We start from the raw sequence: 25547 nt of genomic DNA, 5'->3' as shown, positions 1-25547 counted from the left end.
GGCAAACTTATTTCCTAGAACACAGGGTCGAGATGAGCCAGTCGCCCTACCCCGCCATCGCAGCCGGACCGCCCCGGCCGAGCCTCGTCCTGCGGCCCGGCCAGATCGTGCTGCCGGCCGGCATGGAACGCTATTTCGTTCAAGGCAATGGCGCGGTGCTCATCGAGATCGAGGCCGGTGACACCATCACCGTGCGCAATGTCGAAGGCGGGCAGGCCTGCGAACTGCTGGCATGGGACAAGACCGGCGCGACCGATCCCGGCATTCTCAGTGAGAAATCGAACAGCAATCCCGCCGGCATCAAGGCGCTGCTGGCCGATGGCGACGACAGCCTCGCGTCGTTGCGCCGGGGGCTCGAGCGACGCCAGGTGCAGCTTGATCAGGCAAAAGCGGTTCGCGTCTTCGGCGGCGCGACTCCTGCCGGCACCGAACAGGGTTTTACCGTCGCCCGCGACGGCGCGATGCTGATCGCCGCGCCGGGCGGGCCAATGCTGGTCGATGGCCACGACACGGCGACACCGCTCAGCGTCATCGTGCGGCGCGCCACCATTCGCCCGGCGGCGAAGTCGCGGCTTGGCGACCCGCTGGCCGATCCGGTGCTCGATTTGCGCGTCCATTCGGCGACCGCGGAATCCTATTTCGTCAAGGCGGGCGACTATCTGCAGATCATCGACGTCGACGGGCGCCAATGCACCGACTTCCAGTGTTTTTCGGCACGCAAGCTCGACAAGGGGCGCGACCATCCGCTCGACGTGACCACGACCCGCACGCTGATGGGTTCGAGCTATCCAATGCCCGGCCTGCATTCGAAATACTACGATCAGGACATGGAGCCGCTGGTCGAGGTGGTGCAGGACACGTGCGGCCGGCATGATGCATTCGCGCTCGCTTGCGCGGCCAAATATTACGACGACATCGGCTATCCCGGTCACCCCAACTGTTCGGAGAACTTCAACCGCGCGCTCTCGGACAAGGGCGTAAATCCCCGCGCGGGCTGGATGGCGATCAATTTCTTCTTCAACACGGCGATCGACGCGCATGGCGTCATGGTTTCCGACGAGCCATGGTCGCGGCCGGGCGACTATGTGCTGCTGCGGGCGCTTACCGACATCGTTTGCGTCTCGTCCGCCTGCCCCGACGACACGACGCCGGCCAATGGCTGGAACCTGACCGACATCCATGTGCGCACCTATTCCGGCCAGCACAAATTCTCGCGAGCGATCGCCAGACGCATGACGCCCGATTCGGAACCGAAAATGACCCGCGAGACATCATTTCATTCGAGCTTTGCCAAGCACACCCGCAACTTCGTCGAGTACAAGGGCTATTGGCTGCCCAATTCCTTCGCCAAAGAAGGGGCTATCGCCGAATACTGGGCCTGCCGGCAGGATGCGGTGATCATGGACCTGTCGCCGCTGCGCAAATTCGAGGTCACCGGCCCGGATTCGGAAGCGCTCCTGCAATACACGCTGACCCGCGACGTCAAGAAACTCGGTGTCGGCCAGGTCGTCTATTCCGCCATGTGCTACGAGCATGGTGGCATGATCGACGACGGCACGCTGCTGAGGCTCGGCGGGGACAATTTCCGCTGGGTCGGCGGCGACGATCTTTCCGGCGAATGGCTACGCGAGACGGCAATGAGCCTCGGCCTCAACGTGCTGGTGCGCTCGTCCACCGACCAGATGCACAATGTCGCGGTGCAAGGGCCGAAGAGCCGCGACATCCTCAAGGAGATCATCTGGACCTCGCCGTTGCAGCCATCGATAGAGGAGCTCGAATGGTTCCGTTTCGCCGTCGCGCGGATCGGCGGTGGCAACGGCATTCCGGTCGTCGTCTCGCGCACCGGCTACACCGGCGAGCTCGGCTACGAGATCTGGTGCCATCCGCGCGATGCCGAAAAGGTGTTCGACGCCATTTGGGAGGCCGGCCGGCCGCACGGCCTGAAGCCGATGGGACTGCAGGCGCTCGACATGGTGCGCATCGAGGCCGGGTTGATCTTTGCCGGCTATGAATTTTCCGACCAGACCGATCCGTTCGAGGCGGGCATCGGCTTCACCGTGCCGCTGAAGACCAAGGCCGACGACTTCATCGGCCGCGAGGCGCTGATCCGGCGCAAGGAAAACCCGCAGAAGAAGCTGGTCGGCCTCGACATCGACGCCAATGTCGCGGTCGGCCATGGCGATTGCGTCCATGTCGGCCGCGCCCGGATCGGCGAGGTCACCTCGAGCACGCGTTCGCCGGTGCTGAACAAGAACATCGCGCTGGCCAGGCTCGATGTCACCCATGCCGCCATCGGCACCAGGGTCGAGATCGGCAAGCTCGACGGCCACAGCAAGCGGCTGCCGGCGCGGGTCGTCGCCTTCGCCCATTACGACCCACAAAAGATCAGACCGCGTTCCTGACGGCAGCATCCCTTGCCTTCTCCCCCTGTGGGAGAAGGTGGATCGGCGCGCAGCGCCGAGACGGAAGAGGGGTGTTGGACGAAGTGCTGTCGGTGCCAAGCTGGATCACCCCTCATCCGACCTCGCTTCGCGAGGCCACCTTCTCCCGCAAGGGGAGAAGATAAGAGCGTGTTCCACATCTGCGATGTGCACAGCTTCACAAAATGCTTGACGTGAAAGCGTGACGGATCAATCTTCACTGCTAAGAAAAAAATACTACTGAGCGGAAAACGCCTGAGGTCGTTCAACGCGTGCGTCGGTGACGCATCGCGAGGTGTCGGCCGTCGCCGATGGGGAACATCAAAAATGGGGAATTCACGTAAATGAGCACGATAGTCTCTGCCTTGGTGCCGGCTGCCGAAGGGAAGTTGCACCGGAACATCGATTGGCGCGGTGCCTTCTGGGTGGCAAGCGGCGTTCCCGCCCTTGTGCTGTTTTCGATCGGCGGCATTGCCGGCACGACCGGGAAGCTGGCCTTCCTAATCTGGACAGTGTCCATGATCATGGGCTTCCTGCAATCGTTCACCTATGCGGAAATCGCCGGCCTGTTTCCGAACAAGTCCGGCGGCGCCTCGATCTATGGCGCCACCGCCTGGCTGCGTTATTCCAAATTCATCGCGCCGCTTTCGGTGTGGTGCAACTGGTTCGCCTGGTCGCCGGTGCTGTCGCTCGGCTGCTCGATCGCCGCCGCCTACATCCTCAACGCGCTGGCGCCGGTGCCGCTGTTTACCGGCACCTCGCCGGAAGTCGCCGCCTATATCGCGGCTAATGCCGGAACGAGTGCCGCCGACGCCATCACGGCGGTGAGCGCGGCGGCCACACCGGCGATCCGCAACTGGACGCTCTACGGTCACACGCTGGGTCCGGTCTCCTTCACCTTCAACGCCACATTCTTCATCGGCGCGGTGCTGATGCTGATCATCTTCTCTATCCAGCATCGCGGCATCCTGGGCACGGCCAACGTGCAGAAATATATCGGCCTGTTCGTGATCATTCCGATGCTGATCGTCGGCGTCGTGCCGATCGTCACCGGCCAGATCGACTGGGCGAATTTTTCGCCACTGGTGCCGCTGGCGGCCGCCTACGCGCCGGAGCCCGGGGCGTGGAACATCGCTGGCTGGACCCTCGTTCTCGGCGGCATGTTCATCGCCGCCTGGTCGACCTACGGTTTCGAGACAGCCGTCTGCTATACGTCGGAGTTCAAGAATCCCGGCACCGACACCTTCAAGGCGATCTTCTATTCCGGCCTGCTGTGCATGCTGCTGTTCATCCTGGTGCCGTTCACCTTCCAGGGCGTGCTCGGCTTGAACGGCATGCTGGCGACCCCGATCGTCGATGGCTCCGGTGTTGCCGATGCCTTGGCCGGCATGGTCGGCGGCGGACAGCTGATCCATAGCCTTCTGGTGATGCTGATGATCCTGGCACTGGTGCTGTGCATCATGACGGCGATGGCGGGGTCCTCGCGCACGCTCTATCAGGGCTCGGTCGATGGCTGGCTGCCGCGCTATCTCAGCCACGTCAACGAGCATGGCGCCCCGACGCGGGCGATGTGGACCGACCTCATCTTCAATCTGTTCGTGCTGGCCATCGCTTCGGCCGATGCGACCAGCTTCTTCTTCATCCTCGCCGTGTCGAATTGCGGATACATCATCTTCAACTTCCTCAACCTCAACGCCGGATGGATCCACCGCATCGACAACGGCCATATCGCGCGGCCTTGGAAGGCACCGAGCTGGCTGCTTGGCCTCGGTGCCGTTCTTGCCTATGTCAACATGATCTTCATGGGCGCCGGTGCAAAGATCTGGAACCCGATGGCGCTGTGGGCAGGGCTGATCACGGCTGCCCTCATCATCCCAGTGTTCTGCTTCCGGCATTACATCCAGGACAAGGGCAAATTCCCCGACCACATGCTGGCTGATCTCGGCATGACGTCGTCCGATCTCGCCGTCAGAAAGGCGGGCATCCTGCCCTATTTGACGCTGATCGCGGGCGTGGTGGTGATGCTCCTCGCCAACTGGTTGTTCGTCATCTGACCCCGCCTGAAGGGATCAAGCGCGCGATGCGCTCGATCCCTTGCATACTTTGTTCTTGCTTTGTGCCGGCAGTTATGCTAATGATTTCGCTGTAGTGCCGATTGGCACCGATGACCCGCCGCCCGAGGCGGGTTTTTCGTTTCAGGGCCTATTCGGCGGACTGTTCAGTCGATCTTGATGAACACGCCCTTGGTGTTGAGATACTCGTCGAGGTGCTCGGCGCCGCCCTCACGGCCGTAACCGCTCATCTTGTAGCCGCCGAACGGCACGGCCGGATCGATGGCGTGGTAGGTGTTCACCCAGACCGAGCCGGCGCGAATTTTCCGCGCAAGCTGGTGCGCTGTGGCAACGTTCTGGGTGAAGACCCCGGCCGCGAGACCATAAGGCGTGTTGTTGGCCCGCTCGATCGCCTCATCGAGCGTATCGAACGGCAGCGCCGAAATGACCGGTCCGAAGATTTCTTCGCGCGCGATCCTCATGTCGTCCGAGACACCGGCAAAGACCGTCGGCGCGACGAAATTGCCGGCGGCAAGCGCGCCTTCCACGAGGCGCGTGCCGCCGGTGACGAGGGTCGCCCCTTCCGCAGTGCCGGCCTCGAGGTAATCGGTGACCCGTAGCAGCTGCTTTTCGGAGACGAGCGGGCCGATCTCGGTCGCCGGGTCGATGCCGTCGCCGATCTTGAGACCCTTGGCATAGGCCGCCAGCCGTTCGACGAACTCGTCATGGATGGAGCGTTCGACGAACAGGCGCGACCCGGCGATGCAGATCTGGCCGGAATTGGCGAACACCGACATCGCCGCCACGGGCACCGCTCTGTCGAGATCGGCGTCGGCGCAGACGATGACCGGCGACTTGCCGCCAAGCTCCAGCGAGACCCGCTTGAGGTTGCCGGCCGACGCCCGGACGATCGACTGGCCGGTCGCCGTCGAGCCGGTGAAGACGATCTTGTCGACGCCCATATGCTCGGCGAGTGCGGCCCCTGCCTCGGCGCCGGTGCCGGTCACGATGTTGACGACGCCTGGCGGAACGCCGGCCTCGTTCATGATGTCGGCGATCAGCAGCGGCGTCAGCGGCGCTTCCTCGGAAGGTTTCAGCACCACCGTGCAGCCGGTGGCCAGCGCCGGCCCGATCTTCCAGATTGATGCGGCCGTCGGCGCGTTCCAGGGGATGATGGCGCCGACGACGCCGACCGGCTCCTTGCGGGTGAAGGAGACGATCTCGCCCGGCAGCGAGTTCTCGATCGTCTCGCCATGCAGGGACGTCGCCATGCCGGCGTAATAGCGCAGCATGCCGATGACACGGTTGCGGTTGGCGCGGGTGCGCACGATCGGCATGCCCATGTCGGTCGTGTCCGAGCGGCTGATCTCCTCCCAATGTTTTTCGAAGAGGTCGGCGATCTTGAGGAGCAGCACCTGCCGCTCATAGGGCTTGAACCGGCTCCACGGCCCGTCGAAGGCCTTGCGCGCCGCGGCCACCGCCAGCTCGATATCCTGGCGATCGCTGCGCGGCACCGTGGCAATGACCGCGCCGGTCGCAGGATTGCGGGTTTCCATGGTGCGGCCCGTGCGGGCGTCGACCCAGGCGCCATCGACGAACATCTGGCGATGGCGTCCGTCGATCGGCCGGCGCAGTGACACCGGTGTCTGAGCTATGGTCATGACGTCCTCCTCCAGCGCTCCTGCCGGTGGGCGGATTTAACCCCTGGATATCACATCTGCCAACAGCTCTATTCGGCCGCCACTCTATTCGGCGGCCAGAGGCAGTCGCGGCCTGTCGTCGTTGTCTGCCAGCTCCGGCTCGGCCGCCTGCTCCACGTCCTTGGCCTTCTTGCTCTCCCTGCCGAAGAACAAGGCATAGGCTGCCGGAAGCACGAGGATGGTAAGCACCGTGGCGACGAGAATGCCGCCCATCATGGCGTAGGCGAGCGGACCCCAGAACACGCCGCGCGAAATCGGGATCAGCGCCAGGACCGCGGTCAACGCCGTCAGCATGATCGGCCGGAAGCGGCGGACCGCCGAGCCGATGATCGCCTCCGAGCGTTCCATGCCGGCCGCTATATCCTGATCGATCTGGTCGACCAGGATGATCGAGTTGCGCATGATGATGCCAAGCAGCGCAATCACGCCAAGGATGGCAACGAAGCCGAAAGGCGCGCCACTGATCAAAAGTGCTGCCGCTGCACCGATGATGCCGAGCGGACCGGTCGCCAGCACCAGCATCGCCTTGCCGAAATGCTGCAGCTGGATCATCAGCAGCACGACGATGACGGCCAGCATGATTGGAGCTTTCGCAGCAATCGAGGCCTGGCTTTCGGCCGAATCTTCGGCGCCGCCCTGGATCTCGATGTTGTAGCCGGGTGCGAGGCCGTCGCGCAGGCCTTGCATCTCGCTGTACATCTTCATCACGACATCGTTCGACTGCACGCCATCCGGCAGCGTGGCACGCACGCTGATGGTCGGCAGGCGGTCGCGCCGCCATTCGACGCCTTGCTCCAGCCCCGGCACGACCTTGGCGACCTGCGACAGCGGCACGAAGCCACCGAAATCCGTCGGGATAGAAACGGAGTCGACCGCCGACAGCAGGTGACGGCTCGCCTCCGGTTCGCGGGCGACGATCGAAACGGTCTCCTCGCCGTCCCGGAAATCATCGAGCGGCGCTCCCGACATGGTTGCCTGCAGCATCTGGCGGATGCGTTGCGAGGAGACGCCGAGCGCACGCGCGCGATCCTGGTCGATCACCAGCTTCATCTCCGGCACCGGCTCCAGCCAGTCGTCGTGGACGGCGCCGAGCAGCGGATTTGCCTGGAACTTCGCCTTCACCTCGTCGGCGATGCGGCGCACCTCCTGGCGATCCGGGCCCATGACGCGCATCTGCACCGGCCAGCCCGTGGGCGGCCCGAGGAACAGGCGGTCGACCTTGGCGCGGATCGACGGGAAATCCTCGGCCAGAATGGTGCGCAGCTTGACGATCAGCCGTTCGCGGGCCGGTTCGTCATTGGCCATCACCAGAAGCTGGGCAAAATTCGGATTGCGAAGCTGCTGGTCGAGCGGCAGGAAGAAGCGCGGCGCGCCCTCACCGATATAGGTGGCGATGAAGCGCTTGTCCTTGTCGTCCATCATCCTGGTTTCGAGCGCCTTGGCCTGCGTCTCGACTTCCTTGATGCTGGTGCCTTCCGGCAGCCAGAGGTCGACAAGGATTTCCGGACGCGACGACTGTGGGAAGAAATTCTGCGGGATGAACTGGAATGCCCAAAGACTGGTTGCGAAGGTCACCAGTGTCATAACCAGCACGATGATGCGGTGGCGCACGGACCAGCTGACGGTGGCGCGAAGCCGGCGATAGAAGCGCGTGTCGAAGACATCGTGATGGTTGCCGGCGTGCTTTCGCTGCTTGAGGATCATGTTGCCGAGCCACGGCGTGAAATAGACCGCCACGAACCAGGACACGACCAGCGCGATGCCGACGACATAAAACAGCGTGCGCACATACTCACCGGCCGTCGAGGCGGCGAAGCCGACCGGGATGAAGCCGGCGGTGGTGATCAGCGTTCCGGTCAGCATCGGGAAGGCCGTCGAGGTATAGGCGAAGCTCGCCGCCTCGACCTTGACCAGTCCTTCCTCGAGCTTGCGTTCCATCATTTCGACGACGATCATCGCGTCGTCGACGAGCAGGCCGAGCGCTATGATCAGCGCGCCGAGCGAAATGCGCTGCAGGTCGATGCCGATCTCGTACATGATGGCGAAGGTCGCGGCCAGGACGAGCGGAATGGTGATCGCGATCACCAGGCCCGAGCGCCAGCCGATCGTCAGGAACGAGACGACAAGCACGATCAGCAGCGCCTCGCCAAGCGCCTTCATGAACTCACCTACCGCTTCCCGCACGACTTCCGGCTGGTCGGCGATCTGATCGACCGAAACGCCGTAAGGCAGCGCCTCTTCGAAGCGGTGGTAGGTCGCTTCGACGTCCTTGCCGACATCGGTGACATTGAAGCCTTTGGCCATGACCACACCGACCTGGACGCTGTCGTGGCCGTTGTAGCGGTATTTGCGCTGATAGGGATCCTCGAGGCCGGAGGTCACGGTGGCGATGTCGCCCAGGCGGGTCACCTGGTTGCCGGCGCGCAGGCGAAGTTCGCGGATATCGGCCGCCTTGGTCACGTCGCCCTCGACCGAAATGCGCACTGAGTTCGTGCCGGTATCGACCGAGCCCGCCGGATCGACATTGTTCTGGCCCTTGATCGCGTTCTGCAGGTCGGTGAGCGTCAGGCCGCGCTCGGCAAGCGCCTTGGACGAAACGTCGATATAGAGTTTTTCCGGCTGGTCGCCGATGATCACGGCCTTCTCGACGCCGGGCGTCGTCAGCAGCATGTCACGCGCCTGAATGGCTAATTTCTTCAGCTCGGGATAGCTGTAGCCGTCGCCGCTGATCGAATGCAAAGTGATGAAAGTGTCGCCGAACTCATCGTTGAAGTAGGGCCCGAGCAGCCCCTGAGGCAGCTCGTTGGCGATGTCGCCGACCTTCTTGCGCACCTGGTAGAAGGCATCCGCGACCTGCGCGGGGTTGGTGTCGCCTTCCACCTGCAAGGTGATTATGGCGCTGCCGGCGCGTGTGTAGGAACGGACAAAATCGAGATGCGGCGTTTCCTGCAGCTTGCGCTCGATCTTGTTGACGACCTGGTCCTCCATGTCCTGGATCGAGGCACCCGGCCAGACAGCCTGGACGACCATGACGCGGAAGGTGAAATCCGGGTCTTCCTTCTGGCCCATGCGCATCAGGCCGAGCGCGCCGGCAACGATGATCAGGCCGAACAGGAACCGCGCAATGCTCGGATGCCCGATTGCCCAGCGCGAAAGGTTGAAGGGCCGCTTTTCATTGGTGTCGGTGGTCATAGCGCCAGTCCATTTGTCTGATCGTCAGCGCACGCACGTGGCATGCCCACGGAACTTCTAATGCTGGCTTCCGGGCGGCGAGGCTTTCCGAGCGGAGAGACACTCATCGCGGTGGGACGCGAGGATCGATGTGGGGGTTACATCGACCCGACGTCTCGACAATCGGGCACCTGCCGCCCGGAAACCATGAACCGCTTGACCTCGCGGCTTGCGCCGATGCGAGGAAAAGCCGTTTTATTCTTGGCCGTCAGCGCACGCGCTTGGCGGCGTCGCCATCATCGTCCGCAGATGCGGACTGTTGCACCGCATCGCCGGTCAGCTTGACCTTCAGATTCTCGGTCATGAATTGTGTGCCCGCCGCAACGACGACGTCGCCGGGTTTCAATCCTTCGGCAACATGCACGCCGTCGGCGGTGAACTCGGCGACCTTGACCGGACGCGCGTGGACGGTCTCGCGGTTGCGATCCACGGTCCAGACGATCTGCTGGCCATCCTTCTGCGCCAGCGCGCTCAACGGGACCGATACGCTTTGTGGGCGGTTGTTGGCCGCCGAAGCTTCGATGTTCGCGGTCATGCCGAGAAGCACGCGCGGATCGTTGGGCAGGCTGACGCGGACGGCAAAGGTACGCGACTGCTGATCGGCGCTGCCGGCGACTTCGCGGACCTTGCCGTCGAGCGTCAGCGCATCATCCGACCAGAAGCCTGCCTTGACGTCCTTGCCCGGCTTGAACTGGGCGATATCCATTTCCGGAACGGCGATCAGCACTTCCTTTTCGCCATCGACGGCAACGGTCACAACCGGTGTGCCGGAGCCGACCACCTGACCGACATCGGCGGCGACTGATGTGACGATGCCGTTCCTGTCCGCCTTGAGGTCGGTGTAGAGGACCTGGTTTTTCGCCTGGTCAAGCGTTGAGCGGGCGGAATTCCGGGTGGCGACCGCCTGGTCATAGCTGAGCGTTGCCTGTTCGAGCTGCGATTTCGACGCGAAGTTCTTGGCAAACAACTGTTCGGCACGACGACGGGCAAGGCCTGTTGTCTCGACCTGCCGCTCGGCGGCCTCGAGGCTGGCCTCGGCGCTGTTGACCGAAAGGTCATAGTCGGCGGGATCGATGCGGGCCAGAACGTCGCCCGGCTTCACGCGCTGGCCGATGTCGACCAGGCGCTCGGTGATCTTGCCGTTGATGCGGAACCCGAGATTCATCTCGGTGCGGGCGCGCACCGATCCGGAGTAGGAAAGCTCACGGGTATCGTTGGCCTTGGCGATCTCGACGACCTTGACCGGCCGAATGATGTCCTTGACTTCCACTTTTTCTTGCGAGCAGCCGGCGAGCCCGAACGCCGCGACGACGACCAGAGCCGGACCGACGGCCGACAGCCTGTTCATGATGGATTTGGACAAAGGCACTTGCGTACTCCCGAACTGGAGATGAATTGTCGAGGACCGACGGACGCCGCCGGTCATTTCTTCAAGGCCCTGATCGCAAACTCGATAAGATCGTCCGGCATTGCCCGGTTCTCTTTGGCAAGGCACTGGGCGACCATCTGCGGGTGACAGAGGGTGATGATAGCTGCGCCGAAGCACCGCGAAGCGACTTCCGGATCCTGGTCGGCAAACTCGCCGGCTGCGATCCCGTCGCTGATCACCTCCGCCACCAGGCTGCGGATCCGGTCGATGTGCTTCTCGATGACATGCCAATCGCGTTCGATGGCAACGACGACCATCTCGTGCACCTTCTCCTGGTCGAGCATGGTGTCACGGGTCCACTGATAGTGGGTTTGCGCGTAGCGGCGAAGCTTTTCGCTGGCGGTTCCGGGACTATGGCAGGCGTCGTAGGTCAGTTGGTAGCAGGTAGCGAGCATGCGGCCGCAAACGGCCTGGTGGATCTCGACCTTGGAGGCGAAGAAACGGTAGATATTGGCCGTCGACATGCCGAGTTCGCGCGCTATGTCGGCGACATTGGTCTTGCCGTAGCCGTAGTGGCGGAACAGTCGCTCCGCGCAATCCAGGATGCGCGCGACATTCTCCTGCCGGACTAGGTCGGCCGTCGTATCGAGAGTATCATACATCTTGTTTCATCAGCTCATTACGAATGACGAATTTTGAATTTCGTCACTCGTAATTCGAAATCGACGGAATGTCAACACGTGACATTATCGGTCTTGGGCGACTGGTGACATCTGTTGACACCACTCGGCGTGAACAGCGTTAATGAAGCCTGCTGCGGGCAGTGCACGGGCCCCTCGCCATCTATGCTGAGCCCGCGGAACTATGCATTGTCATCCGATGCCGCGGAAAGGAGATCATGGGATGACCGTGCTGCGCATCGTCACGAATATCGCAACAGACAGCATTCCGGATGTTCGGAAGTTCTATTCCGACCTGTTCGGGCTCGACGCCGTCATGGATCACGGGTGGCTGGTCACGCTGGCGTCCCGCGAAACAACCATCCCTCAGATCAGCATCGCCAGCGAGGGCGGCTCAGGCACCCCCGTGCCCGATCTGTCGATCGAGGTCGACAATGTGGACGAGGTGTATCTTCGCGCAAAAGAGATCGGTTGCAGAGTGGTCTACGATTTGACCGACGAACCGTGGGGCGTGAGACGTTTCTTCATTGCCGACCCGACCGGAAAGCTGCTCAACGTGCTCACGCATCTTCGCTAGCCCAATTGCGGTCATCGGAGGAAACATGAGCAGAACAATCCCATTTCATTTCGTCGATGTCTTCGCGGTAGAGCCGCTGACGGGCAATTCACTGGCGGTGGTTGACGGCGGCGCCGAGTTGGCGCTTGAGCTCATGCAGAACATTGCACGTGAGTTCAACCAGTCCGAGACCACCTTTGTCTTACCGGCGACCCGGGCGAACGCCGACTGGAGGTTGCGCTCTTTCACGCCGAAGGGCGTAGAGGTTTTCGGTGCAGGCGGCCACAACACGTTAGGGGCTTGGTGGTGGCTCGCTGCAGCAGGGCGGCTCGATCTGGGCGATGGCCCAACATGGTTCCACCAACAGATCGGCGACTTGGTATATCCGTTGGCGATCTGGCAGAGCCAAGGACGGCTCGAAAAGATCATTATGCAGCAAGAGGCCCCACTGGCCGGCCGGCAGCTCTCAAACCTTGGCGCTCTTGCCACCGCACTCGGCCTTCGTACCGAAGAAATAGTGGCTGATATCGTGCCTTGCCAAGTGATCTCGACTGGAGCCGCCCATCTCCTGGTGCCAATCCGCGATCGCGAAGCCGTCGACCGGATTTTGCCTGATGCTAAACAGCTTTTCGACCTGCTCGACGAGGTCGGCGGGGAAGGCTGCTACGTCTTCTCGCTCGATCCGCTACAACCCGGAACCACGGCGTATGCACGCTTTTTCAACCCGACCGTCGGCATTTCTGAGGATCCGGCAACCGGTACGGCGGCTGGTCCGCTCGCCGCACATCTCGTTGCACACGGTCTTGCACAGCCCGGTGTAATCAAGATCGAGCAAGGCACGGCTCTCGGACGTACCAGCATCATTGAGGTCGATGTAGATGCCGGCTCAGTGAGCATTTCTGGGCGCGGCATTGTAGTGGCGAGCGGGGCATTTTCGATCTAGTCGAAGCCACTCGTCTTCGACTGGATTCGCTTAGGTAGCCGATCTGTTTAATCTGTTCAGGCCTTCGCCCAGTATGACAAGCGCGATGCCGAGCAGCGCAATGTCCTTGATCAGGAACTGACCGGCGGGACCGAGCGCGGGAAAGCCCAGCGTAGGCTCCCAGATCGGCAGGGCAACCATGATCGAACAGGTGACCAGGAAAATCAGGGCGGCCAATGCCCCGCCGGCCACACCGGCGCGCACCGACCAGGGGGACGCAATCAGCAGAAGCGCGGTCGCAATCTCGACGACGCCAAGCACGTAAGAAGCACCGGCTTCACCAAATACCGGATACATCCAGGCGAGCCAAGGCGTGCCGCCGATTAGCGGCCTCAACGCCTCGATCTCAACAGCCGTGAACTTCATCCCGCCGATCATGAGAAGCGGCAGTATGACCCCGGTCAGGGCGACGATCCGCCCGGCTGTCCTGACCGCGGCGGCTTTTCGCGCCCATGGCCGAGAAAGGGTCCCGTCTTGACCTTCAGGCTCTGATGTTCTGAGAACCGGCATGAGTTTCCTCCTCCAACTGCCAATTGCACCGCCCGCGCCGTAAATTTATCCCTTGCCCCTAGCGGCTGGCCAATCGCCGCCGCTGTCACGGTCGCTCGATTACCCGATGCGCTGTCAGTCCGGCTTATAAGGGTATGAGTGATGCTCGTGAGCGATGATCCAAAGGTCACCTTCCTTCCGCAGTCCGACGGTAAGCCGGAGGCGGGTTGCCGGGTCCCTTTCAAGCTCTTCCCTGGTGCCGCACCGCAGCAATGCGGTCGCAAAAGCGACCCGGTCTCCCGCCGTGACATCCAGCCGCTCGATCGCGAAAACGCCGCCTTGCTTGAAGTGCTCGAAGAACGGACCCCAACTATCCCGGTAGGCCTCAATTCCACTGAGTTCGTTCGGGGGTGGGACATCGAACATCAGAAGGTCCGTCGCGTGGTCTGCAATGATTGTCTCAAGGTCTTGCTGCTGCACGGCGTTCGCCCAACGCTCGATCAGCGCCCGGATATATGCCTCGGCGTCACGCTCCATGTTCTCCATTAGAATTCTCCTCCTGCCAGATCCTCTTCTGTCGAGTTGGTTCTGTATCGAGGACGATCGGGAGGCACTCGATCCGACACTGAGTGATGTTTTTGCTCTTCGCGTGGCTAGGCTCCCTTGGCCATCTCCCTCAGCCGGAACTTCTGGATCTTGCCGGTCGAGGTCTTCGGGATTTCGGCGAAGATCACCGCTTTCGGCACCTTGAAGCGGGCGAGCAGCGCGCGGCAGTGATCGATGATCTCGGCCCCGGTCGCCATCTTGCCCGGCTTCAGCTCGACATAGGCGACCGGCACCTCGCCCCATTTGTCGTCGGGCCTGGCAACGACGCCGCAGGAGGCGACGGCAGGGTGCTTGTAGAGCGCCTCCTCGACCTCGATCGAGGAGATGTTCTCGCCGCCGGAAATGATGATGTCCTTGGAGCGGTCCTTGAGCTGGATGTAGCCGTCGGGATGCATGACACCGAGGTCGCCCGAGTGGAACCAACCGCCGGCGAAGGCCTCGTCGCTCGCCTTGCGGTTCTTGAGATAGCCCTTCATGACGATGTTGCCGCGGAACATGACCTCGCCGATCGTCTCGCCGTCGGCCGGCGTCTCCTCCATCGTCTCGGGGTCCATCACCGTCAGGCCTTCGAGCGCGGCATAGCGCACGCCTTGCCTGGCCTTCCTCGCCGCCCTGAGACCCTTTTCGAGCCCGTCCCACTCGCCATGCCATTCGTTGACGACGGCCGGGCCATAGGTCTCGGTCAGGCCATATAGGTGGACGACCGCAAAGCCCGCATCAGCCATGCCCGACAGCACCGCTTCCGGCGGCGGTGCCGCGGCCGTGTTGAAGGTGACCGTCTGCGGAAATTGCCGCTTGTCCTCCTCCCCAGCATTGATCAGCACCGACATGACGACCGGCGCGCCGCACAGATGAGTGACGCCGTGATCGGCGATGGCGTCGTAGATCGGCTTTGGCCGCACCCATCGCAGGCAGACATGGGTGCCGGCCTGCAAGGCCAGCGTCCATGGAAAGCACCAGCCATTGCAGTGGAACATCGGCAGCGTCCACAGATACACCGCATGCTTGCCCATGCCGGCATGGATGGTGTTGGCGTAGGCCATCAGCGCTGCACCGCGATGGTGATAGACCACGCCCTTCGGATTGCCTGTCGTGCCGGACGTGTAGTTGAGCGCAATAGCATCCCATTCGTCGTCTGGCATCGACCAGGCGAAATCCTCGTCGCCACCCGCGACAAAGTCCTCGTAGTCGAGCGTGCCGATCCGCTCGCCCTTGGGATAGGGGGCGTCAGTGGCGTATTCGGGATCGTCATAGTCGACGACCAGCGGTTTTACCTTGGCCAGCGCCAGCGCCTCGCTGACGACATTTGCGAATTCGCGGTCGACGATCAGCACCTTGGTTTCGGCATGGTCGAGCTGGAAGGCAATGACCGCGGCGTCGAGGCGGGTGTTGAGCGAATGCAGCACCGCCTTGGTCATCGGCACGCCGAAATGCGCTTCCAGCATCGCCGGCGTGTTGGACAGCATGACGGTGACGGTGTCGCCCTTGCCGATGCCGCGCTTGGAGAGCGCCGAGGCAAGCTTCAGCGACCGCCGCCAGAAATCGCGATAGGTCGTGCGCTGGCGGCCATGGATGATGGCGACATGGTCGGGAAAGGTCTTTGCCGCCCGCTCCAGATAGCTGAGCGGCGTCAGCGGCTGGTGGTTGGCCGGATTCTTGTCGAGATCCTGTTCGTAGGGATTGCCCATCCCGTCCTCCCGTAACGTCGTCATCGAGATCTTCTATCCATAGGCTTTCCGCCCGTCACCACCAACGATGCCATGATAGAGCGCATTTGGCACAAGGATGATCTAGATAAAGCAAACGAAAGAGCATCGTTTGCCCTCGCTCAATTTGACTTTTGTCGAGAGCCGTGAATAATGTCAGCAAGGAGATGGCATGGCGATCCGACCGGCAGAACAGCTTATTCACAAGGCCGCGTGGCTCTATTATGCCCACGGCCTGCGTCAGGACCAGGTGGCCAGCCAGCTCAAGATTTCCCGGGCCTCGGTCGCCATGTATCTGCGCAAGGCGCGCGAGACCGGCATCGTCAATATCTCGACCTCGACCCAGCTTTTCACCGACGATGTCCTGGCACGCAAGCTTGAAGACGCGTTGAAGCTCGATGCCGTCTGGATTGCGCCGGAAAACGGCCATGTCGCCGATCCGTCGACCGACATTGCTGTGCTGGCAGCGAGCGTCTTTCTCGAACTGGTCAAGAAGGGTGACCGGATCGGCGTCGCCTGGGGGCGGACCGTCTATACGATCGCCGACATCATGTCATATGCCGATCTGCAGGATGTCACGGTGGTGCAGCTCTGCGGCAATCTTGGCGCCCCCTATTCCTACCGGCCCGACCAATGCACCATGGAAATCGCGCGCCGGCTCAACGCCCAGGGGCTCAACTTCTATGCGCCGCTGGTGCTGACCACGGAAGAACTGGCACGCGGCCTGCGCGCCGAGCCGGTGATCCGCGAGCAATTGTCGGGCATCAGTGAATGCGACCTGGCGCTGTACTCGGTCGGCACCGTCGACGCCGACAGCCATGTCGTCAAATGCGGCGCGCTGACTACCAGCGAAATGGATGTTCTGCGCCGTGCCGGCGCTGCCGGCGTCATCGCCGGCCAGATCATTGATGCGCAAGGCAAGGCGCTCGACTGCAGCTACAACCGGCGGGTCATTTCGGCAGAGCTGTCATCGCTGCGCAAGATTGAAAAGCGCCTCGTGGTGGTGCAGGAGGACAGCAAGTTCGGACCGCTGATGGCGGCGATAGCGGGTGGGCTGTGCACGCATCTGGTGGTCGGCGCACGGATGGCGCGACGGCTGCTCGACCATGCCGGATCGGCAGCGGAAAAGGTCGCCTAGATACGCAAAACTCCGCCGCGGGCGCATTGTCATCAAAGCGTCGCGGCGTTCCTGTTCACAACAAAAAGAGAAATCGGACGAAGCGAACATGAAGAACCTATGGAATGACGGCGACGCGGAGAAGCTGGTTGCCGACTATGCAAAGAAGGGTGTGGCCCGCGACCTGGCGCTGCGCGTCTACACGACGCGGCTTCTGGGCGGCGAACCGCGGCTTGTCCTGCATGGCGGCGGCAACACCTCCTGCAAGACAAAGGCCACCGACCTCGTCGGCGACGAATGGGACGTGCTCTGCGTCAAGGGCAGCGGCTGGGACATGGGCGTGATCGAGCCGCAAGGCCTGCCGGCGGTCAAGCTCGGCGCCCTGCTCAAGGCACGGTCGCTCAGAAAGCTCTCCGACGAAGATATGGTCGCGCTGCAGCGGGCGAACCTCATCGATCCGTCTTCGCCGAACCCTTCGGTCGAGACGCTGCTGCATGCCTTCCTGCCGCACAAATTCGTCGACCACACGCACTCGACCGCCATTCTGGCTATCGTCGACCAGGACGACAGCAAGGCGTTGAGCAAGAAGGTCTTCGGCAGCAAGATGGGTTACGTGCCCTACATCATGCCGGGCTTCGATCTGGCGAAGGCGGCTGCCGATGTCTTCGACGCCGATCCGACGGTCGAAGGCCTCATCCTCGACAAGCATGGCATTTTCACCTTCGGCGACGATGCCAAACAGGCCTACGACCGGATGATCCATTATGTGAACGTCGCCGAGGATTTCATCGCCAGGAATGGCAAGCCGCCTGCCGAAAAATCGACCTTGCCAGCCAGGCTGGCCAAGCCCGCGGACATTGCGCCGATGCTGCGCGGCGCGGTGGCCGTAGCGCGCGGCGATGGCCGCTTCGATCGCATGATCAGCGACTTCCGCACCTCGGACGCGATCGTCGATTTCATCAATTCGGCCAGGATTGCCGACTATGCCGGGCGCGGCGTATCGACACCCGACCTGTCGATCCGCATCAAGACCGGACCGATGGCGCTGCCGGCGCCCGACGCGGACAAGATCGGCGACTACAAATCCGCCATCCGCCAGCATGTCGAGGAATTCGCCGAGGACTATCGCGCCTACTTCGAAACCAACGACGCGCTCGATGACCTGAAGCGCACGATGCTCGACCAGATGCCGCGGCTGACGCTGGTGCCGGGCCTCGGCATGTTCGGCCATGGCCGCACGCTGAAGGATGCGAAGATCGCCTCCGACGTCGGTGAGATGTGGATCGAGGCGGTACGCGGAGCCGAAGCGGTCGGCGATTTCCGTCCACTGTCCAAAGCCGACCTGTTCCCGCTCGAATACTGGTCGCTGGAACAGGCCAAGCTCGCTTCCAACAAGCCGAAGCCGCTAACCGGCCAGGTAGTGCTGGTCACCGGCGGCGCCGGCGCAATTGGCGCCGCCACCGCAAGGCTGTTCGCCGATAATGGCGCCCATGCCGTCGTTGTCGATCTCGACGCGTCAAGGGCTGCCGAGGCAGCAAAAAAGGCTGGCAACAGTTCGATCGGCATCGGCGCCGACATCACCGATCCGGCACAGATGCGCGCTGCGTTCGACAAGGCGGTCGCCGTCTTCGGCGGCCTCGACATCCTGGTTTCCAACGCGGGTGCTGCTTGGGAAGGCAGGATCGGCGAGCTCGACGACGCCACTTTGCGCAAGAGCTTCGAGCTCAATTTCTTCGCCCATCAGTCGGCGGCCCAGAACGCAGTGCGCATCATGCTCGAACAGGGCACCGGCGGCGTGCTCCTGTTCAACACCTCCAAGCAGGCGATCAATCCGGGTCCGAAGTTCGGCGCCTATGGCATCCCCAAGGCGGCGACGCTTTTCCTCTCCAGGCAATATGCGCTCGACTACGGCGCGCATGGCATCCGCTCCAATGCCGTCAATGCCGATCGTATTCGTTCGGGGTTGCTGACCGACGCCATGATCGCCAGCCGCTCGGGCGCGCGCGGCGTATCGGAGAAGGAGTACATGGCGGGCAACCTGCTTGGGCAGGAAGTGACGGCCGAAGACGTGGCCCAAGCGTTCCTGCATCATGCGTTGGCCGAGCGAACCACCGCCGATGTGACGACGGTGGATGGCGGCAACATCGCGGCGGCGTTGAGGTAGGCTCAAGAACAGTCCAGACGCAAAAAGAGCGGCCCGAAAGCCGCTCTTTTCTTCTGCCTGAGATCGAAACCTACTTGGCGTTCGGGTTCGGCATCCAGGCCGGCATAGCGACATCGGCATGGGCGAACTGCGGCAGCTTGGCCGAAAGGTCTTCCATGTTCTTGATGTCCTTGTCGATCAGCTCCTTTTGGGTGATCAGTGTCGGCGGCACGATGACATTATGGCCGGGGTCTTCGCCGGCCAAAAGCTGCGCCAGCGCGCGCACCGAGACCTGGCCGACGACGGCCGGATTGGTGGCGGCGGTTGCCGCCCAGGCGCTGTCGGGCTCGCGCATCGCGGCGATGTCGGAGGTCGAGATGTCGGCCGAATAGATCTTGATGTCCTGGGACAGACCGGCCTCGTCGACGGCGATCTTCACGCCCTTGGCGAATTCATCATAGGGCGCAAACATCACCTTGATGTCGGGGTTGGCCGACAGCACCGAGCGAGCCTGGTTGGCGACGGAATTGGCGATCGGATTGTCGAGCGTGCCGAACATCGCCGCCTCGTTGATGCCCGCATATTTCTTCTTGAAGTCGACCCAGGTCTCGTTGCGGCGGTCGAGCGGCGCGATGCCGGCGACATAGACATAGCCGGCTTTCCAGCTCTCGCCATTGTCCTTGATCGCCTGTTCGAGCGCGAGGCGCGCCAGATCGCGGTCGGACTGCTCGATCTGCGGGATTTTGGGGTTTTCGACATTGACGTCGAAAGCGACGACCTTGATGCCGGCGTCGACCGCGCGCTGGGCGGCTTCCTTCATCGATTCCGTCAGGCCGTGCTGGATGATGATGCCCTGGACGCCAAGCGCAATGGCCTGGTCGACCATGTCTGCCTGAAGGGCGGCATCCTGACGGCTGTCGAGGACGCGCAGATCGACGCCAAGCGCCTTGGCCTGCGCTTCGACACCGGACAGATAGGCCTGGAAGAAGTCACCAGTCGAGAGATAGCGGACCAGCGCGATCTTGACGGCGCCGGGCTTGTCGAACGGCGCCGGCTTATCCTGCGCCATCGCCGGCACCTGCATAAGCAGCGCGGCGCCGGCAAGCCCAAGCGCTGCCGCCCCCAATAGTCTTCTTGTGATCTTCATGTTTCTTCCTCCACTTGTTGAACTCAAATTTCAGCCGGTCGAAATCCTATCTGTCGAAATCCTACCTCTTGCCCCTGCCGGAAAGGGCGAAGGTGAAGACAAGGGCAACCACGAGAACCACGCCCTTGATGAAATCCTGCGTGTAGTAGGGCGCGTTCATCATCGTCAGGCCCTGCAGCAGCACGCCGACAAACACCGCACCGACGGCCGTGCCGAAGGCGTTCGGCTTGGCGGCCCCGAGGACCGCGTAGCCGATGAGCGCCGCGGCGACAGCGTCGAGCAGGAGATTATTACCCGAGGCGATGTCACCGCGTCCAAGCCGGGCAGCGAGCAAAATGCCGCCGATCGAAGCAAAAACTCCTGAAATAACGTAGGCCCAGATTTTGTATGCCTTGACAGGCGCGCCAGCGAGCTCGGCAGCCCGCTCGTTGCTGCCGACCGCGTACATCATGCGGCCGAAACGGGTGTATTCGAGAAAGAACCAGATCAGCACTGCAAGCACGAGCAGGACGACGACCGAAACGGGAATGAGGTTGGGGATGAAGAAATCGAAGCGGTGGCGGCCAAGCGCCAGGAAGGCGGCGCTGAATGTGCCGTTGGCCACCGAGCCATCGGGCATCGTCATGCCGGTGGCGATCGAGCGGCCTTCGGTCGGGATGCGCTGCAAGCCGACGAGCAGGAACATCATGCCTAGTGTCGCCAGAAGGTCCGGCACGCGCATATAGACGATCAGCCAGCCATTGATGAGGCCGACGATGACACCGATCGCGAGACAGGCGATAACCGCGACGACGGCGTTCTGCTCCAGCACCACCATGACATAGGCTGCCGCCATCATGGCGCTGGTGGCGACCGAGCCTATCGACAGGTCGAAGCCGCCGACGACCAGAGTGGCGGTGACGCCAAGCGCCAGCACGCCGGTGATGGCGACCGACTGGAAGATGAAGACGGCACTTTGCGGCGAGACGAAGCCGCCGGCGGCGATCGCGAAATAGGCGATCAACCCAAACAGCAAAACGATGAACCCGTAGCGGATGGCAAGGTCGCGCGCGGCTGCCATCTCAATCCAACCCGAACTCATGCCCTCTCCATTCCAATTCTCACCATCTGCCCGCTCTCAGGCCGCGCTCTGCGACGGCCCGCCCGCCACTTCGGCCAGCAGACGCTCAAGGTCGATGTCGGCGTTGCGATGCTCGCCAACGATCGTCTGCTCCGACATCACCAGGATGCGGTCGGCGGTCTCCAGCGCCTCGTCGAGCTCAGTAACGAACAGCAGCGTCGCACGGCCGTTCGCGCTCGCCCGCAGCTTGGCCGCGATATCGCGCCTGGCCGAAATGTCGACGCCCTGGAACGGCTCGTCCAGAATGAACAGTCTTGCTGCCTGCGACATCCAGCGGGCGACCATCACCTTCTGCTGGTTGCCGCCGGACAGGGCGGACATCTCGTCCTTCTCCGAGCGGCAGACGATGCCCAACTCCTGGATTTGCTGGCGGGCGGTGGCGCGCTCGATGCGGCGCTTGAGCACGCCGAGACGCGACATCCGCTTGTGGAACGGGAGACTAATATTTTCCTGGATGTTGAAGTCGCCGACGATGCCGTTTTCGCCCCGGTCCTTGGCGACAAGAAACACGCCGGCGGCGATCGCCTCGCCCGTCGAACCCGGTGCGTAAGGTTTCCCGTTCAGCACCATGGTCCCGGACAGCGGCTTGCGCACGCCAAACAGCGTCTCAGCGAGCGCCGTCTTGCCGACGCCGACGAGGCCGGTGATGGCAACGACCTCACCGTCGCCGAGCGTCAGCGAGATCGGCCTGGAACCGTCTACAATGCGCAATCTGTCGATCGTCAGGACAGGCTTGGCCGAGTTCCTGGCGACGATCCGGTCGAGGTGGATCTTGCGGCCGAGCATGGCGTTGACCGCGCCCTCATAGTCGAGTGGCTTGCGGTCGAAAACACCTGAGATGACGCCGTCGCGCATCGAGACGATCCGGTCGGCAAGCCGCCTGATGTCGGACATGCGGTGCGAGATGTAGAGGATCGCGACACCGTGCTCGCGAAGCCTGTCGAGCAGCGCGAAAAGCCGGTCGGCCTCGGCGCTGGACAAAGAGGAGGTCGGCTCGTCGAGGATCAGCACTTTCGGCTGGTGCGCCATGGCGCGGGCAATCGCCACCATCTGGCGGTCGGCCAGCGAGAGATCGCTGATCCTGGCTTTCAGGTCGATCGTCAGTCCCATGCGGTCGGCGACCGCTTTTGCCTCGCGGCGCACCCGGCCCGGATTGAACAGGGTCGGCGCGCCGCTGCCGCTCAGCCTGTCCAGCGTCAAATTGGTGGCGACGTCGAGGTCGGCGACGACCCCGTCATTGATGTTCTGGTGAACGGTGACGACGCCGGCGCGGATCGCCTCCGCCGGCGTTTTTGGCGCGAAGTCTTGGAGCGCGAAGTCCTGGCCGGCGAGGCTCATCGTGCCGCCACCGCGCTCGTAGACGCCGCTGATGATCTTGACCAGGGTGGATTTTCCGGCGCCGTTGGCGCCCATCAGCACGGTTACTTCGCCGGCATGCAAATCGAGCGAGACGCCGCCAAGCACCTCGATATGGCCGAAGGACTTCCTCAGGCCGTCCACGCGGAACACGGCATCATTGCCCATTCGTTCCTCCCTGACCGTGACGCTAGGGGCTGTCCCGGCAATTGTCAACACGATTGACAATTGCCAGAGAGCTTCCTAGCTTGGACCAACCGCCATGGCTTCACTATGATGGGAGTCACCTAAGCGGGAGGGTGAGGATGACTGCGAAATTGCCATTCGAAGCACTGTCGGTCGAGACATTGGCGGCACGCCTCGGCGCCAACGAGGCCCTGTGTTCGCATATCGGCAAGGATACGGCCCGTTGGAAGGTCCGCGAGGTCGGCGACGGCAATCTGAACCTGGTCTTTATCGTCGAGGGCGCCACGGGTGCTGCCGTCGTCAAGCAGGCCCTGCCCTATGTCCGCTTGGTCGGTGACAGCTGGCCGCTGCCGTTGAAGCGCTCCTTCTTCGAATATCATGCGCTGACACGACAACAGGCGAGAGCGCCCGGTTCGGTGCCGGCGATCCATCACTTCGACGAAGGCCAGGCGCTAATCATCATGGAATATCTGTCGCCGCACATCATCCTGCGGCGCGCGCTGATCGAAGGCCGGCAATTGCCCAACATCGCCAGAGACATCGGCCTGTTCATGGCCCACACCCTGTTTCGCGGCTCCGACCTGCATATGGCGGCCAAGGACCGCAAAGCCGATCTGGCGCTGTTCGCCGACAATGTCGAGCTTTGCGACATCACCGAGAACCTGGTTTTCTCGGACCCCTATTTCGATGCCAAGATGAACCGGCATACGAGCCCACAGCTCGACCGCATCGTCGCCGAGCTGCGCGCCGACCGCGACCTCAAGGTCGAGGCGCAGCGGCTGAAGCACATCTTCGCGGCCAATGCAGAGACGCTGCTGCATGGCGACCTGCATTCCGGGTCGATCATGGTCACTGACACCGAAACGCGGATGATCGATCCCGAATTCGCCTTTTACGGCCCGATCGCGTTCGATGTCGGCATGCTGCTTGCCAATTTCTGGATGGCGTTCTTCTCGCAGCGCGGCCACGAGCAAAATGGAAAGCGCGACACCATGCGCGCCTATCTGCTCGACGTCACGGTCGAGACATGGTCGGTGTTCCGCACCGAGTTCTCGCATCTGTGGCGGACCGAGCGCACGGGCATGCTCTACCAGAAGAGCCTGTTCGAGGATCAGGGCGACAGGCTTGGTGCCGAACAGGCGCTCGACCACATGCTGCATCAGGTCTGGACAGACATGCTGGGCTTTGCCGGCGTCGAGGTGCACCGGCGCATCCTGGGCCTCGCGCACAACGCCGATTTCGAGACCATTGCCGACGAGGATCTGCGCGCCACATGTGAGGCGAAGGCGCTGAAGTTCGGCCGTCACATCGCCGTCAACCGGCGCCAGATTCACAGCATCGACGAGGTCAACAAATTGGCCGCGCTGATCGAACGGGAGAACAGGATTTGAACGTCGGCGACCGCCACTACCGGACCATCTGGCTGAGCGACGACGCGCGTTCGGTGGAGATCATCGACCAGCGCTGGCTGCCGCATGATTTCCGCGTGGAAAAGGTCGGCACGGTCTCCGGCATCGCGACGGCGATCCGCGACATGTGGGTGCGCGGCGCACCGCTGATCGGCGTCACATCAGCCTATGGCGTCGCCATTCAGATGGCCGACGACCCTTCGGATGCCGCACTCGACGGCGTTTGGGAGGTCTTGCACGAAACACGCCCGACGGCGATCAATCTGCGCTGGGCGCTCGACGAGATGCGCAATTTCCTGCGGCCGCTTCCATCTGGACAACGCGCCGAGGCTGCTTACCGGCGCGCAGGCGAAATCGCCGACGAGGATGTCAGCCTCAACCGCGCCATCGGCGCCAATGGGCTTGAAATAATCAAGGAAATCGTGGCGCGCAAGCAGCCGGGCGAGCCGGTCAACATCCTGACCCACTGCAATGCCGGCTGGCTGGCCACCGTCGACTACGGCACCGCCACGGCGCCGATTTATTTGGCAACGGAAGCGGGCATTCCCGTTCACGTCTATGTCGACGAAACGCGCCCACGCAACCAAGGTGCCCAGCTGACAGCATGGGAAATGGCCGGCCACGGCGTGCCGCACACGCTGATCGTCGACAATGCCGGCGGCCATCTGATGCAGCGCGGCGAGATCGACATGGTCATCGTCGGCACCGACCGCACCACCGCCGACGGCGATGTCTGCAACAAGATCGGCACCTATTTGAAGGCGCTGGCCGCGGCGGATAACGACGTGCCGTTCTATGTCGCGCTGCCCTCGCCGACCATTGACTGGACGGTGGGCGACGGGCTGGCCGAAATTCCGATCGAGCAGCGCTCCAGCGACGAGGTCTCGCTGGTCTGGGGCAAGACCGCGAGTGGCGAGATTGCGCAGGTCCGCATCTCGCCGGAGACGACGCCCGCGGCAAACCCGGCCTTCGACGTGACGCCGGCGCGACTGGTCACCGGATTGATCACGGAACGCGGTGTCGCCAAGGCCTCGCGCGAAGGCTTGAAGGCAATGTTTCCCGGACGCTGATTCGGCTTCATTGACTTTCGAAAGCGGCATCAGCGGATAAGCGAGGCCAGCTGCCCATATCCGTGGCAGGGGCGCTGCTTGGGTGCATCCAGAGTAGCTCATTTTCTGACAGCCGGCATTTTGACGGCGGACGATTCTGCCTGACATCCTGATACTCGCCTCGCCGGCAGCCGGCTAAGGCGAGGCGATCGTCCATCGATGCGATAACA

Annotated in this window: 18 protein-coding genes; 8 read left to right on the top strand and 10 right to left on the bottom strand. The window is 62.7% G+C overall.

The features are described 5' to 3' along the window. Nucleotides 1–32 precede the first annotated feature (32 nt). Nucleotides 33–2402, top strand: coding sequence for an aminomethyltransferase family protein (locus tag EOC94_RS08225; RefSeq protein WP_127289659.1), 2370 nt, complete (start codon nt 33–35; stop codon nt 2400–2402). Between the two features lie 362 nt (nt 2403–2764). Next, nucleotides 2765–4474 carry an APC family permease gene (locus tag EOC94_RS08215; protein ID WP_127289655.1) on the top strand — a complete coding sequence of 570 codons (1710 nt, stop codon included), beginning with the start codon at nt 2765–2767 and terminating at the stop codon, nt 4472–4474. A gap of 164 nt (nt 4475–4638) precedes the next feature. Here the strand turns inward: EOC94_RS08215 and EOC94_RS08210 are convergent, their stop codons facing one another. The 4 genes from EOC94_RS08210 to EOC94_RS08195 all read right to left on the bottom strand — a co-directional run bounded on the left by EOC94_RS08210 (nt 4639) and on the right by EOC94_RS08195 (nt 11433). Next, the gene (locus EOC94_RS08210) at nt 4639–6132 is read right to left on the bottom strand and encodes an aldehyde dehydrogenase family protein (RefSeq protein WP_127289653.1); all 1494 of its coding nucleotides are present in this window, start codon (nt 6130–6132) and stop codon (nt 4639–4641) included. 84 nt (nt 6133–6216) lie between these two features. Then, nucleotides 6217–9363 carry an efflux RND transporter permease subunit gene (locus tag EOC94_RS08205; protein ID WP_127289651.1) on the bottom strand — a complete coding sequence of 1049 codons (3147 nt, stop codon included), beginning with the start codon at nt 9361–9363 and terminating at the stop codon, nt 6217–6219. 247 nt (nt 9364–9610) lie between these two features. Next, on the bottom strand, nt 9611–10771 hold the full coding sequence (locus EOC94_RS08200) for an efflux RND transporter periplasmic adaptor subunit (RefSeq protein WP_185928189.1): 1161 nt from the start codon (nt 10769–10771) through the stop codon (nt 9611–9613). Nucleotides 10772–10824: 53 nt separating this feature from the next. Then, a complete protein-coding gene (locus tag EOC94_RS08195) occupies nt 10825–11433 on the bottom strand; it encodes a TetR family transcriptional regulator (protein ID WP_095483877.1) in 609 nt (202 codons plus the stop codon). A gap of 241 nt (nt 11434–11674) precedes the next feature. Here EOC94_RS08195 and EOC94_RS08190 point away from each other — a divergent pair, with 241 nt between their 5' ends. Continuing rightward, on the top strand, nt 11675–12028 hold the full coding sequence (locus EOC94_RS08190; RefSeq protein WP_095483876.1) for a VOC family protein: 354 nt from the start codon (nt 11675–11677) through the stop codon (nt 12026–12028). A gap of 25 nt (nt 12029–12053) precedes the next feature. Further along, a complete protein-coding gene (locus EOC94_RS08185) occupies nt 12054–12950 on the top strand; it encodes a PhzF family phenazine biosynthesis protein (protein ID WP_127289647.1) in 897 nt (298 codons plus the stop codon). Nucleotides 12951–12980: 30 nt separating this feature from the next. On the opposite strand, the gene EOC94_RS08180 is transcribed toward EOC94_RS08185, so the two are convergent. The 3 genes from EOC94_RS08180 to EOC94_RS08170 all read right to left on the bottom strand — a co-directional run bounded on the left by EOC94_RS08180 (nt 12981) and on the right by EOC94_RS08170 (nt 15772). Then, nucleotides 12981–13499, bottom strand: coding sequence for a DUF417 family protein (locus EOC94_RS08180; RefSeq protein WP_127289645.1), 519 nt, complete (start codon nt 13497–13499; stop codon nt 12981–12983). Nucleotides 13500–13613: 114 nt separating this feature from the next. Then, a complete protein-coding gene (locus tag EOC94_RS08175; RefSeq protein ID WP_210212066.1) occupies nt 13614–14024 on the bottom strand; it encodes a nuclear transport factor 2 family protein in 411 nt (136 codons plus the stop codon). A 107-nt stretch (nt 14025–14131) separates the two neighbouring features. Beyond that, the gene (locus EOC94_RS08170) at nt 14132–15772 is read right to left on the bottom strand and encodes an acyl-CoA synthetase (RefSeq protein ID WP_127289862.1); all 1641 of its coding nucleotides are present in this window, start codon (nt 15770–15772) and stop codon (nt 14132–14134) included. A gap of 190 nt (nt 15773–15962) precedes the next feature. Here EOC94_RS08170 and EOC94_RS08165 point away from each other — a divergent pair, with 190 nt between their 5' ends. Continuing rightward, nucleotides 15963–16928, top strand: coding sequence for a sugar-binding transcriptional regulator (locus EOC94_RS08165; RefSeq protein ID WP_127289643.1), 966 nt, complete (start codon nt 15963–15965; stop codon nt 16926–16928). An 88-nt stretch (nt 16929–17016) separates the two neighbouring features. Next, nucleotides 17017–19071 (top strand): bifunctional aldolase/short-chain dehydrogenase, encoded by a 2055-nt coding sequence (locus EOC94_RS08160; RefSeq protein ID WP_127289641.1) that lies wholly within the window; start codon nt 17017–17019, stop codon nt 19069–19071. A gap of 70 nt (nt 19072–19141) precedes the next feature. On the opposite strand, the gene EOC94_RS08155 is transcribed toward EOC94_RS08160, so the two are convergent. From EOC94_RS08155 to EOC94_RS08145, 3 genes are all read right to left on the bottom strand, one after another. Further along, entirely contained in the window at nt 19142–20197 is a 1056-nt protein-coding gene (locus tag EOC94_RS08155; protein ID WP_127289639.1) for a substrate-binding domain-containing protein, read from the bottom strand. A 61-nt stretch (nt 20198–20258) separates the two neighbouring features. Further along, nucleotides 20259–21278, bottom strand: a complete 1020-nt coding sequence (locus EOC94_RS08150; RefSeq protein ID WP_245461494.1) for an ABC transporter permease — start codon at nt 21276–21278, stop codon at nt 20259–20261. 36 nt (nt 21279–21314) lie between these two features. Next, complete coding sequence (locus EOC94_RS08145) at nt 21315–22841, bottom strand: sugar ABC transporter ATP-binding protein (RefSeq protein ID WP_127289637.1); 1527 nt, start codon at nt 22839–22841, stop codon at nt 21315–21317. Nucleotides 22842–22978: 137 nt separating this feature from the next. Between EOC94_RS08145 and mtnK the strand changes: the two genes are divergently transcribed. Continuing rightward, nucleotides 22979–24250: an S-methyl-5-thioribose kinase gene (gene mtnK / locus EOC94_RS08140; protein ID WP_127289635.1), complete on the top strand. Its 1272-nt coding sequence runs from the start codon at nt 22979–22981 to the stop codon at nt 24248–24250. After that, a complete protein-coding gene (gene mtnA / locus EOC94_RS08135; protein ID WP_127289633.1) occupies nt 24247–25338 on the top strand; it encodes an S-methyl-5-thioribose-1-phosphate isomerase in 1092 nt (363 codons plus the stop codon). Before mtnK ends, mtnA begins: the two co-directional genes overlap by 4 nt. Nucleotides 25339–25547 lie beyond the last annotated feature (209 nt).

This window comes from Mesorhizobium sp. M6A.T.Ce.TU.016.01.1.1 (assembly GCF_003997065.1).
Taxonomy (GTDB): domain Bacteria; phylum Pseudomonadota; class Alphaproteobacteria; order Rhizobiales; family Rhizobiaceae; genus Mesorhizobium; species Mesorhizobium mediterraneum.
This window is presented reverse-complemented; position numbering and strand designations above follow the sequence as displayed.

What these genes read in the sequence shown, in the direction of transcription:
- EOC94_RS08225 (WP_127289659.1), top strand. Translation starts at nt 33, where the DNA reads ATGAGCCAGTCGCCCTACCCCGCCATCGCAGCCGGACCGCCCCGGCCG.
- EOC94_RS08215 (WP_127289655.1), top strand. Translation starts at nt 2,765, where the DNA reads ATGAGCACGATAGTCTCTGCCTTGGTGCCGGCTGCCGAAGGGAAGTTG.
- EOC94_RS08210 (WP_127289653.1), bottom strand. Translation starts at nt 6,132, where the DNA reads ATGACCATAGCTCAGACACCGGTGTCACTGCGCCGGCCGATCGACGGA.
- EOC94_RS08205 (WP_127289651.1), bottom strand. Translation starts at nt 9,363, where the DNA reads ATGACCACCGACACCAATGAAAAGCGGCCCTTCAACCTTTCGCGCTGG.
- EOC94_RS08195 (WP_095483877.1), bottom strand. Translation starts at nt 11,433, where the DNA reads ATGTATGATACTCTCGATACGACGGCCGACCTAGTCCGGCAGGAGAAT.
- EOC94_RS08190 (WP_095483876.1), top strand. Translation starts at nt 11,675, where the DNA reads ATGACCGTGCTGCGCATCGTCACGAATATCGCAACAGACAGCATTCCG.
- EOC94_RS08185 (WP_127289647.1), top strand. Translation starts at nt 12,054, where the DNA reads ATGAGCAGAACAATCCCATTTCATTTCGTCGATGTCTTCGCGGTAGAG.
- EOC94_RS08180 (WP_127289645.1), bottom strand. Translation starts at nt 13,499, where the DNA reads ATGCCGGTTCTCAGAACATCAGAGCCTGAAGGTCAAGACGGGACCCTT.
- EOC94_RS08175 (WP_210212066.1), bottom strand. Translation starts at nt 14,024, where the DNA reads ATGGAGAACATGGAGCGTGACGCCGAGGCATATATCCGGGCGCTGATC.
- EOC94_RS08170 (WP_127289862.1), bottom strand. Translation starts at nt 15,772, where the DNA reads ATGGGCAATCCCTACGAACAGGATCTCGACAAGAATCCGGCCAACCAC.
- EOC94_RS08165 (WP_127289643.1), top strand. Translation starts at nt 15,963, where the DNA reads ATGGCGATCCGACCGGCAGAACAGCTTATTCACAAGGCCGCGTGGCTC.
- EOC94_RS08160 (WP_127289641.1), top strand. Translation starts at nt 17,017, where the DNA reads ATGAAGAACCTATGGAATGACGGCGACGCGGAGAAGCTGGTTGCCGAC.
- EOC94_RS08155 (WP_127289639.1), bottom strand. Translation starts at nt 20,197, where the DNA reads ATGAAGATCACAAGAAGACTATTGGGGGCGGCAGCGCTTGGGCTTGCC.
- EOC94_RS08150 (WP_245461494.1), bottom strand. Translation starts at nt 21,278, where the DNA reads ATGAGTTCGGGTTGGATTGAGATGGCAGCCGCGCGCGACCTTGCCATC.
- EOC94_RS08145 (WP_127289637.1), bottom strand. Translation starts at nt 22,841, where the DNA reads ATGGGCAATGATGCCGTGTTCCGCGTGGACGGCCTGAGGAAGTCCTTC.
- mtnK (WP_127289635.1), top strand. Translation starts at nt 22,979, where the DNA reads ATGACTGCGAAATTGCCATTCGAAGCACTGTCGGTCGAGACATTGGCG.